The following is an 11143-nucleotide window of genomic DNA, read 5'->3' as shown; positions in this document are numbered from 1 at the left end:
TAGGCATTATCCGGCAAGGACGGAGGGTGGGGCCAGATATGAAAATCCCACAGTCGCGCCAGGCACGACTGTGGGATCGATTTACCGCAGAAACTTACTTGATGCGCTGACCCGGCTTGGCGCCGCTGTCGGGGCTGAGCAGGTAGATTTCTTCACCACCAGGGCCGGCCGCCATCACCATGCCTTCGGAGATGCCGAACTTCATTTTCCGTGGCTTGAGGTTGGCGATCATCATGGTCAGACGGCCATTGAGCTTGGACGGATCCGGGTAAGCGCTCTTGATCCCGGAGAACACGTTGCGTTGCTCGTCACCGATGTCCAGGGTCAGGCGCAGCAGTTTGTCAGCCCCTTCCACGTGCTCGGCCTTGAGGATCAAGGCCACGCGCAAGTCGACAGCGGCAAAGGCGTCGAACTCGATTTCCGGCGACAGCGGATCCTTGGCCAGTTCGCCGTTGCCGGCAGGCGCAGCATTACCGGTGTCGGTTGCGCTGGCGGTCAGGTCTTCTTTCGATGCATCGCTCATGGCTTGCACTTTTACCGGGTCGATACGGGTCATCAACGGCTTGAACTCGTTCAACTGATGGTTGCTGAGCAAGGTCGCGTGGTCATTCCAGGTCAGCGGCGCGACGTTGAGGAACGCCTCGGCATCGGCGGCCAGCAGCGGCAGCACCGGTTTGAGGAAAATCACCAGTTGGCGGAACAGGTTCACGCCCAGGGCGCAGATGGCCTGGACTTCGTCCTGCTTGCCTTCCTGTTTGTTCAGCGACCACGGCGCCTTGTCGGCGATCCAGGCGTTGGCACGGTCGGCAAGCCCCATGATCTCGCGCATTGCACGGGCGAAGTCGCGCGCCTCGTAGGCCTCGGCAATGCTTGGCGCTGCGGCCAGGAACGCGTCGGTCAGTTCCGGTGCGGCATTACCCGCCACCAGTACACCGGCGTTGCCTTTATGGATAAAACCGGCGCAACGGCTGGCGATGTTGACGACTTTACCGACCAGGTCGGAGTTGACCTTCTGCACGAAATCTTCGAGGTTCAGGTCAAGGTCGTCGACGCCCCGGCTCAGCTTGGCCGCGTAGTAGTAACGCAGGTATTCCGGCGACAAATGGTCCAGGTAAGTCCGGGCCTTGATAAAGGTGCCGCGGGATTTGGACATTTTCTGACCGTTGACGGTCAGGTAGCCGTGGACGTTAATGCCGGTCGGCTTGCGGAAACCGGCGCCTTCGAGCATCGCTGGCCAGAACAGGGCGTGGAAGTTGACGATGTCCTTGCCGATGAAGTGGTACAGCTCGGCGGTGGAGTCCTTGCCCCAGAACGCGTCGAAATCAAGTTCAGGCGTGCGGTCACACAGGTTCTTAAAGCTGGCCATGTAGCCAATCGGCGCGTCCAGCCAGACGTAGAAGTATTTGCCTGGCTCGTCGGGGATTTCGAAGCCGAAGTACGGCGCGTCGCGGGAGATGTCCCACTGTTGCAGGCCGGCATCCAGCCATTCGGCGATCTTGTTCGCCACGGCTTCTTGCAGGGTGCCGCTGCGGGTCCAGGTTTGAAGCATTTCCTGGAAGTCCGGCAGCTTGAAGAAGAAGTGCTGGGAATCCTTGAGCACCGGGGTGGCGCCGGAGATCGCCGACTTCGGATCCTTCAGGTCGGTGGGTGCGTAGGTTGCACCGCATTTTTCGCAGTTGTCGCCGTACTGGTCTTCAGTGCCGCATTTCGGGCAAGTGCCCTTGATGAAGCGGTCGGCCAGGAACATTTTCTTTTCCGGGTCGAAGTACTGAGTAATCGAGCGCTGGGCGATGTGCCCGGCGTCGCGCAGCTTCAGGTAGATCTGGCTCGACAGCTCACGGTTTTCTTCGGCGTGAGTGGAGTGGAAGTTGTCGAAGTCCACCAGGAACTCGGCAAAGTCGGCGCTGTGTTCAGCCTGGACGTTGGCGATCAGTTGCTCCGGGGTGATGCCTTCCTTTTCCGCGCGCAGCATGATGGCCGAACCATGGGCGTCGTCGGCGCAGACATAAATGCATTGGTTGCCGCGGTGCTTCTGGAAGCGCACCCACATATCGGTCTGGATGTATTCCAGCATGTGGCCAAGATGGATCGAACCATTGGCATAGGGCAGGGCGCTGGTGACGAGGATCTTGCGTGGCTCGGACATGGGGCTCGGCTACTTGATGAAACGGAGGTCGGCCACTATAAAGCGCCGGCGCATATTTTTCACCCCCGAGGCCTCAAGGCTTATGGTTGCAAAAGCGCTTTTGTGGCGAGGGGGCTTGCCCCCGTTCGGCTGCGCAGCAGTCGTGAATCCAGACTACTCGGTCTGCCTGACAGATTGCAGGGGGCCGCTACGCGACCCAACGGGGGCAAGCTCCCTCGCCACAGGATTGTGTTTGCCACAAATCATCGGTGGGCATGCCGTCCATGACCTAGAACGGTTAGGATACCCGCCTGATTTTCCAGTCTTGCTATCGGAGTTGCCCATGAGCGCCGTCAATCGCGCAGCGGTGGAAGCCGTCCTTCGCCAATACACCGACCCTTATCTGAACCAGGACCCGGTCAGCGCCGGGTGCGTGCGCAGCATCGACATCCAGGGCGATCGCGTCAGCGTGCAGCTGGAGCTGGGCTACGCCGCCGGTCTGTTCAAAAGTGGCTGGTCGCAGATGCTGCAAATGGCGATCGAAGGCCTCGACGGCGTGACGGGTGCTCGCGTTGATATCACCAGTGTGATCGCCGCGCACAAGGCCCAGGCACAGATTCCGGGCCTGGCCAACGTCAAGAACGTAGTCGCCGTGGCGTCCGGCAAGGGCGGCGTGGGCAAATCCACCACCGCCGCCAACCTCGCGCTGGCCCTGGCCCGTGAAGGCGCCAAGGTCGGGATTCTCGACGCGGACATCTACGGCCCGAGCCAAGGCATCATGTTCGGCATCCCTGAAGGCACCCGACCGAAGGTCAAGGATCAGAAATGGTTCGTGCCAATCGAATCCCATGGCGTGGAAGTGATGTCCATGGCCTTCCTGACCGACGACAACACGCCGATGGTCTGGCGCGGGCCGATGGTCTCCGGCGCGCTGTTGCAACTGGTCACGCAAACCGCTTGGGGCGATCTGGATTACCTGGTCATCGACATGCCGCCAGGCACCGGTGACATCCAGTTGACCCTGGCGCAGAAAGTCCCGGTGGCCGGGGCCGTCATCGTCACCACCCCGCAAGACCTGGCGTTGCTGGACGCGCGCAAAGGCGTGGAGATGTTCCGCAAGGTCAACATCCCGGTACTGGGCGTGGTGGAAAACATGGCCGTGCACATCTGCTCCAATTGCGGGCATGCCGAGCATCTGTTCGGTGAAGGTGGCGGTGTGAAGCTGGCCAATCAATATGGCGTCGAACTGCTGGCGTCGTTGCCGCTGGCAATGGCTATCCGCGAGCAGGCCGATGGCGGCAAGCCAACGGTGATCGCCGAGCCGGACAGCCCGATTGCGCTGGTGTACCAGGAACTCGCCCGCCACGTCGGCGCGCGGATTGTGTTGCAGGAAGCGGCATCGCCGGCGATGCCGAACATCACCATCAGCGACGATTGATGGCCTGAAACTCAACCAACTGTGGGAGCTAGCCTGCTAGCGATAGCGGATCCACATTCAACAACTATGTTGGGTGAACCACCGCAATCGCTAGCAGGCTAGCTCCCACATTTGTTTTGTGGTGGCTTTAGATCCGCAACCCGCCATCCATTTCCAGAATCCGGCCGGTGTAGTAGTCGTTCTCGAAAATGTACGCCGCCGAATGGGCGATCTCTTCCGGTTTGCCCATCCGTTTGAGCGGAATCCCGGCCGTCATCTTCTCCAACGCTTCAGGCTTCATGCCCAGCGTCATCTCGGTCTCGATAAAGCCCGGTGCAATGCCCGCTACGCGAATGCCGTAGCGCGCCAGTTCCTTGGCCCAGGTCACGGTCGCTGCAGCCACGCCAGCCTTGGCGGCGGAGTAGTTGGTCTGGCCGACGTTGCCGGCGCGGGAGATCGAGGAGATATTGATGATCGCGCCGCTGTTGTTCAGCTCGACCATTTTTGCCGCGACTTCACGGGTGCACAGGAACACACCGGTCAGGTTGACGTCGATGACCGCCTGCCACTGGGCCAGGCTCATCTTGGTCATTTCGCCATCCTTGACCTTTAGCAACAGGCCGTCGCGCAGGATGCCGGCGTTGTTGATCAGGCCATGAATCGCGCCGAAATCCTCGGCCACCTGGGCGACCATATGCGTCACTTGCTCTTCGTTGGCGACGTTGCACAGGTAAGCCCGAGCCTCTACGCCCTTGGCTTTGCATGCCGCGACGGTGTCGTCGAGCTTTTCCTGGTTCAGGTCCACCAGCGCCAGCTTCGCGCCTTTACCCGCGAAATACTCGGCCATGGAACGGCCTAAACCCTGGCAACCGCCAGTGATAATGATTACTTTGTCAGTGAGTTGCATTCGCATGCCCCAATAGCAGGTTCAGAGTGGTTTCCTTCCTAGAGGGCCTCTCGATCTGCACCTGATGTGGCCTGGTTGCACATGAGAACTGCCCCGATGGCGTACTGGAACTTATCCCCAGGCGCCTGTCCGTTTTTTCGACGGATTCTATATAAGGAGTCATAAATTGAGCGTTGAAGCGGCCAAGAATGCCCGAGAATTGCTTCTCAAGGAATACCGCGGGGTGCTGTCGACGCACTCCAAGTCGATGCCCGGTTTCCCGTTTGGCTCCGTGGTTCCGTATTGCCTGGACGAGCAAGGCCGGCCGCTGATCCTTATCAGCCGCATCGCCCAGCACACCCATAACCTGCAGAAAGATCCGAAATGCTCGTTGTTTGTGGGCGAACGTGAGGCCGACGACGTACAAGCCGTTGGTCGCCTGACTTACCTGGCCGAAGCAGAAAAGCTCGAAGACGAGGCCGCGATCGAAGCCGCAGCCGAGCGTTACTACCGTTACTTCCCGGAGTCGCAGAGCTACCACAAGGCCCACGATTTCGATTTCTGGGTGCTTAAACCTGTGCGTCACCGTTACATCGGCGGTTTCGGCGCGATTCACTGGGTCGATCAGCTGACCCTGGCCAACCCGTTCGCCGGCAAAGCCGAAGTGAGCATGGTCGAGCACATGAATGCCGATCACGCCAAAGCCATCGCCCACTACGTCGACCTGGCGGGGCTGCCGAAAACCGAACCGGCGCAACTGACCGGTATCGACACCGAAGGCATGCACCTGCGCATTGGTCAGGCCCTGTACTGGCTACCGTTCCAGGCTCCCTGTAATACGCCGACACAAGTGCGCGAAGCCTTGGTTTTCCTGGCTCACGCCGAGCAATGGCCGAAAAATGAAGTGGCCGACGCTTGAATTCACGGAACGGCGACGTCATCTAGGGAAGACTGGCAAGGCATTCTTGCGTTGAGGAACCATTTGATGCGCCCTTTTTTATTGCTCTTTGTACTGTTTCCGGTTTTGGAGCTGTTCGTATTCGTCAAGGTCAGCGGGGCTATCGGGTTTTTCCCGGCCCTGCTGCTGATCATTCTCGGCTCGATGCTCGGCGTGTTCGTGCTGCGCATCGCCGGTCTGGCCACTGCGTTGCGTGCGCGTGAAAGCCTGAACCGCGGCGAGTTGCCGGCCCAGACCATGCTTGAAGGTTTGATGCTGGCCCTGGCGGGCGGTCTGTTGATTCTGCCGGGCTTCGTCACGGACGTGCTGGGTCTGATTATGCTGCTGCCGATCTCCCGTCGACTGCTGGCCAATAAAATGCGTCAGCGCGCTGAAGAGGCGGCGATCCGCCAGCGGGCGTTTGCCGATGATCTTCAACCACGTGGCGGTCCTGCTCCGCAGCAGCCGCTGGGCCGCGAGCCCAACGTGATCGAAGGTGAGTTCGAACACCGCGATTCAAAGTAAAGCGTTTCAGCTGCACGGCACCTTCGGGTGCCGTGTTCGTTTTCGGGGCATTGATGCAAAAAATTTCGATCCCCACCCTTGTAATAAGCTTATGCGCCCTTATGTAACGGTCACCGCAAGGTTTCTGGCGATCACGCCAGACAGACTTCCGCGGTTCGTTTGACGAACCGCACCCGGCACCGCCGGATTTGTTAAACCCGCCGGGAATACACCGGCCGATGAAAACCACAATTAGGAGAGATCGACAATGAAGCTTCGTCCTCTGCATGACCGCGTCGTCGTCCGTCGCAGCGAAGAAGAAAAGAAAACCGCTGGCGGTATCGTCCTGCCAGGTTCGGCTGCTGAAAAGCCAAACCAGGGCGAAGTCCTCGCTGTAGGCCCGGGCAAAGTCCTGGACAACGGTGAAGTGCGTGCGCTGTCCGTGAAAGTGGGTGACAAGGTTGTGTTCGGCCCTTACTCCGGCAGCAACACTGTGAAAGTTGACGGCGAAGACCTGCTGGTCATCGGCGAGAGCGAAATTCTCGCTGTTGTCGAAGGCTGATTCCCCGCTCATTTTCCCGCTACTACAAAGTATTTAAGGAATATCGATCATGGCTGCTAAAGAAGTTAAATTCGGCGATTCCGCCCGCAAGAAAATGCTCGCCGGTGTCAACGTCCTGGCTGACGCAGTAAAAGCGACCCTGGGCCCTAAAGGCCGTAACGTGATCATCGAGAAGAGCTTCGGCGCTCCGACCATCACCAAGGACGGCGTGTCCGTTGCCAAAGAAATCGAACTGAAAGATCGCTTCGAAAACATGGGCGCGCAGCTGGTCAAAGACGTTGCCTCCCGTGCCAACGATGACGCAGGCGACGGCACCACCACCGCTACCGTTCTGGCTCAATCGATCGTCAACGAAGGCCTGAAAGCCGTCGCTGCCGGCATGAACCCGATGGACCTGAAACGCGGCATCGACAAAGCGACCATCGCCATTGTCAAAGAGCTGAAAGCCCTGTCCAAGCCTTGCGCTGACACCAAGGCCATCGCTCAGGTCGGCACCATCTCGGCCAACTCCGACAGCTCCATCGGCGACATCATTGCCGAAGCCATGGAAAAAGTCGGTAAAGAAGGCGTGATCACCGTCGAAGAAGGCTCGGGCCTGGAAAACGAACTGTCGGTTGTTGAAGGCATGCAGTTCGACCGTGGCTACCTGTCTCCGTACTTCGTCAACAAGCCAGAGACCATGACTGCCGAGCTCGACGGTCCGCTGATCCTGCTGGTCGACAAAAAGATCTCCAACATCCGCGAAATGTTGCCTGTACTGGAAGCCGTTGCCAAAGCCGGCCGTCCACTGCTGATCGTGGCCGAAGACGTTGAAGGCGAAGCCCTGGCGACTCTGGTTGTGAACAACATGCGTGGCATCGTTAAAGTCGCAGCCGTCAAGGCTCCAGGCTTCGGCGACCGTCGCAAGGCCATGCTGCAGGACATCGCTGTTCTGACTGGCGGTACCGTTATCTCCGAAGAGATCGGTCTGAGCCTGGAAAGCACGACCCTGGAACACCTGGGTAATGCCAAGCGCGTGATCCTGTCCAAAGAAAACACCACCGTGATCGACGGCGCCGGCGTTGAAGCTGATATCCAGGCTCGCGTTCTGCAGATCCGTCAGCAAGTGGCTGACACTTCGTCCGACTACGACCGTGAAAAACTGCAAGAGCGTCTGGCCAAGCTGTCCGGCGGCGTTGCAGTGATCAAGGTTGGCGCGGGTTCCGAAGTTGAAATGAAAGAGAAGAAAGCCCGCGTTGAAGACGCCCTGCACGCTACCCGTGCAGCCGTTGAAGAAGGCGTGGTACCTGGCGGCGGCGTGGCACTGGTTCGCGCTCTGCAGGCTATCTCCGAACTGAAAGGCGACAACGCCGATCAGGACGTTGGTATCCAGTTGCTGCGTCGCGCTGTTGAAGCGCCACTGCGCCAGATCGTTGCCAACTCCGGCGACGAGCCAAGCGTAGTCGTCGACAAGGTCAAGCAGGGTTCGGGTAACTACGGTTACAACGCTGCGACCGGTGAATACGGCGACATGATCGAAATGGGTATCCTGGACCCGGCTAAAGTGACTCGTTCGGCTCTGCAGGCAGCGGCTTCTATCGCCAGCCTGATGATCACGACCGAAGCCATGATCGCCGAGATCAAGGAAGACGGCCCAGCTGGCGGCGGCATGCCAGACATGGGCGGTATGGGCGGCATGGGCGGCATGATGTAAGCCAGCCTTACCCCGTACATGAAAACCCCGCCGGCGATGAGCCGGCGGGGTTTTTTATTGCTCGGCATAAAGTGGTGTGGTTTTTAAGGGCCCCTTCGCGGGCAAGCCACGCGCCCACAGGTTCGGCGCAATCCCTGTGGGAGCGTGGCTTGCCCGCGATGGCGTCAGCTCAGACGCTGACGGGGTCTGCTTTGACGACCTTTTCAGCCCTGGAAGCCGGTCGATACAGGATGTAGTAGTAAGACCCCAGACAAATCAGCCAGCAAAAAATCGCCGTCCACACGTTATGCGAAAAGAAGTGCGCCCCCTGCATCATTCGGCTCACGGAAAACACCGTCCCCAGCGCAAACGCAAACACAAACGCCTGGCGCGCCAGTCGCGGACGACGGTCTCGCAACACAAAAAACAGCGCGAACAAGGTAAACCCGGTCGCCGCATGACCGCCGGGCCAGCAGCGGCCAGGCTTATCGGTGGGCGGACGCGGACTGAGCAGTTCGCTATAGGTTTCGTGGCCGCCGAATTGCTCGAGACTCCACGGGCATTGCACTGCCGTCACCGCTTTGACCGGGGTCACGAACGAGGTCGCCAGCGCCAGCGACATCACCAGACAACCCAGTTCGCGTTTGAACGGCTTGAGCCTGGCAATGAAAAACGAGCCGATAAAGCCGAAGATCGCAAACACCGAAAAAGCGATGACCAATTGCTTGGCGCGGTCATGCAGGATGTCTTCAAGGAAGTAACTGTGGCGTCCGATGAAGTCCCCGGCGGCCGGGTCGTAGAACAGTTTGGCCAGGTCCATGTCCAGGGACGTCAGTTCAAGCAGCAGCAAAATGATTGCCGCAATGGCGGGGACACCCAGGCACACCCAGAAGTTAAGCGGGCGAGAGGCGGGACGGACAGCGGTTGATGACATGACGGATCCTGAACAATGGAAAACGCCCCGGGGCATCAGCCCGGGGTGATTGGATTAACGTTCACTGACTTGGTCGGTGCCCTCCATGGGCGCCTTCCAGCCAAGCAGCTGTTGCTTGAAGCCATAACTAGCGGTTTGGTAATAGGTGATTGCTCGTGTGATCAAGGGATCACTGCCAGTGGCGCGTGACTCGCGACTTTCGGTGAGAGCCTCATCATGACGGCGCAAACCCTGGCGTGGACTCAGGATCGCCAGATCTTGCCCGTCGAACAAGCCCAAGTGCTGGTAATTGCCAACTACCACACGCGGCGGCAGCGGATTGTCTTGCAACAGGTTACGATCGAAGAATGTCGACTCATAGTCCAGATTCAGCAGACCCAGCAGCGTCGGGGCCAAATCGATCTGGCTGGCCAGTTGCGCCGTCTCCCGAGCATCAATCAGCTTCGGTGCATAAATGAACAGCGGAATCTGATAGTTGCTGATCGGCAAGTCCTCTCTGCCTGCACTGCCGGCCGTGTGGTCGGCAACAAAGACAAATAGGGTGTTATCAAACCACGGCTTCTTGCGTGCTTGATCCAGGAACTGACCGATGGCGTAATCCGTGTATTTCACCGCGCCGTCGCGACCATTGCCGGATTTGATGTCGATCCGGTTGTCCGGATAGGTATAGGGACGATGGTTGGACGTGGTCATCAATTGCAGAAGGAAGGGTTGTTGTTTGGCGTAGTCGGCGTCGGCCAGCTTCAGTGTCTGGGTATAGAGGTCTTCATCGGCCATGCCCCAGGCATTTTTGAAGTGGATTTCAGACTCATCGACACTGCTCTGGTCGACCACACGGTAACCGTTGCCGCTGAAGAACGCGTTCATGTTGTCGAAGTAGCCGCGCCCGCCATAGACGAACACGCTGTCGTAGCCCACGGCACTGAGTTGCTGGCCCAGGCTGGCGAAACCGCTTTCACGTCCCACACGCTTGACGATCGAACGTCCCGGCGTCGGAGGGATTGCCAGGGTGATGGCTTCCAGGCCGCGATCGGTGCGGGTGCCGGTGGCGTAAAAGTTGTTGAAATACAGGCTCTGCTTGCGCAAGGCATCAAGGTTGGGGGTCAGGTTGCGGTTATCACCGTTGCTGCCCATGTACTTGGCGCTGAAGCTTTCGATGGTCACCAGAACGATATTGGGTTTTCGCAGGGTGCCGGGATTGTCGATCATCCGGCGAATGTCTTGCGGGTCTTCGCCGATGAAGCGGGCGTTGGGTTCGTTCAGTTCGTCACGAATTTGCTGCGCCACAACCGCGGGTGGCAGGCTGCTGTAGAACTGCGGGTAATCCAGTTCATTGTTACGGAAGGCGGCGAAAAACTGATACGGTCCATTGCTTGCCAGTTCGTTCTGATAGGCGTTCCCACCCTGGGCGCGCGGCGCATCCTGGCTCAGCAACTGCGAGCTTAGCCCCGCAACGACCAACAGGCCCAAGGCATTCAATAGACGGCCGCGCAAGGGTGGCAACGGTGCATCGAGCGCGGCATTGAAAGGTTTGCGCAATGCAAGGCTCAGGGCGATGGCCAGTGCGGCGAGGATACTCATCAGTGTGCCGATCGGGTAGGACTCGAGCAGGTTGTTCAGCACTTCATCGGAGTACACCAGATAGTCGACGGCGATGAAGTTGAAGCGCACACCAAACTCATCCCAAAACAGCCATTCGGCCACGGACGTGAACAACATGGCGAACAGGCTGATCGTCAGCAGCCCCTGAAGCATCCAACGGTGACCACGGCGGCGCCATAGGGCCGGCGGGCAGAATACCAGGTAGAGGCCCATCGGCAGCGTCGCATAGGCAATGAAACCCAAGTCATACAGCAAGCCGATGCCAAACACCGACGCAAAGCCGCTGCCGGCTTCATCCAAGTGAGTGAGCAGCAGTAGCGTTCGGGTTAGAAAGAAAATCGCCAGCCAGATGCCAGCAATCAAGAGGAGAAAGCGCATGGGTGCAGTCTTGAAGAAGTCCATTGTGTACACATTCCTTAATGCCAATTACGCGAGAGTCTCGCCTGAAGACTGTAGTCGGCTTGTGAATCGATAGTGAAAAACTTGTTAACGGCGAAAATCGGT

General features: G+C 58.8%; 9 protein-coding genes. 5 read left to right on the top strand and 4 right to left on the bottom strand.

Features of this window, described 5'->3' with window-relative positions:
• Positions 1–94: 94 nt before the first annotated feature.
• Positions 95–2146: a methionine--tRNA ligase gene (metG, locus tag ACA075_RS23935; protein WP_497295751.1), complete on the bottom strand. Its 2052-nt coding sequence runs from the start codon at positions 2144–2146 to the stop codon at positions 95–97.
• A gap of 322 nt (positions 2147–2468) precedes the next feature.
• On the opposite strand from metG, the gene apbC reads away from it, so the two are divergent.
• Positions 2469–3563 (top strand): iron-sulfur cluster carrier protein ApbC, encoded by a 1095-nt coding sequence (gene apbC / locus ACA075_RS23930; protein WP_497295749.1) that lies wholly within the window; start codon positions 2469–2471, stop codon positions 3561–3563.
• Positions 3564–3690: 127 nt separating this feature from the next.
• Here apbC and ACA075_RS23925 read toward each other — a convergent pair whose 3' ends face one another.
• Positions 3691–4449 (bottom strand): SDR family oxidoreductase, encoded by a 759-nt coding sequence (locus ACA075_RS23925; protein ID WP_077749886.1) that lies wholly within the window; start codon positions 4447–4449, stop codon positions 3691–3693.
• A gap of 166 nt (positions 4450–4615) precedes the next feature.
• On the opposite strand from ACA075_RS23925, the gene ACA075_RS23920 reads away from it, so the two are divergent.
• From ACA075_RS23920 to groL, 4 genes are all read left to right on the top strand, one after another.
• Positions 4616–5347: a HugZ family pyridoxamine 5'-phosphate oxidase gene (locus ACA075_RS23920; RefSeq protein ID WP_497295747.1), complete on the top strand. Its 732-nt coding sequence runs from the start codon at positions 4616–4618 to the stop codon at positions 5345–5347.
• Positions 5348–5413: 66 nt separating this feature from the next.
• Positions 5414–5890: an FxsA family protein gene (locus ACA075_RS23915; RefSeq protein WP_010457646.1), complete on the top strand. Its 477-nt coding sequence runs from the start codon at positions 5414–5416 to the stop codon at positions 5888–5890.
• A 247-nt stretch (positions 5891–6137) separates the two neighbouring features.
• Positions 6138–6431: a co-chaperone GroES gene (locus tag ACA075_RS23910; protein ID WP_007948593.1), complete on the top strand. Its 294-nt coding sequence runs from the start codon at positions 6138–6140 to the stop codon at positions 6429–6431.
• A 49-nt stretch (positions 6432–6480) separates the two neighbouring features.
• A complete protein-coding gene (gene groL, locus ACA075_RS23905; protein WP_162439429.1) occupies positions 6481–8124 on the top strand; it encodes a chaperonin GroEL in 1644 nt (547 codons plus the stop codon).
• Positions 8125–8293: 169 nt separating this feature from the next.
• Here groL and ACA075_RS23900 read toward each other — a convergent pair whose 3' ends face one another.
• Both ACA075_RS23900 and ACA075_RS23895 read right to left on the bottom strand, forming a co-directional pair.
• Positions 8294–9037, bottom strand: coding sequence for a phosphatase PAP2 family protein (locus ACA075_RS23900; RefSeq protein ID WP_497295745.1), 744 nt, complete (start codon positions 9035–9037; stop codon positions 8294–8296).
• A 54-nt stretch (positions 9038–9091) separates the two neighbouring features.
• The gene (locus ACA075_RS23895) at positions 9092–11041 is read right to left on the bottom strand and encodes an LTA synthase family protein (RefSeq protein WP_497295743.1); all 1950 of its coding nucleotides are present in this window, start codon (positions 11039–11041) and stop codon (positions 9092–9094) included.
• Between the last annotated feature and the right edge of the window lie 102 nt (positions 11042–11143).

The sequence above is a fragment of the Pseudomonas sp. LBUM1663 genome (assembly GCF_059695905.1).
Note: the sequence above shows the minus strand (reverse complement) of the source record. Positions and strands in the feature narration are given on the sequence as shown.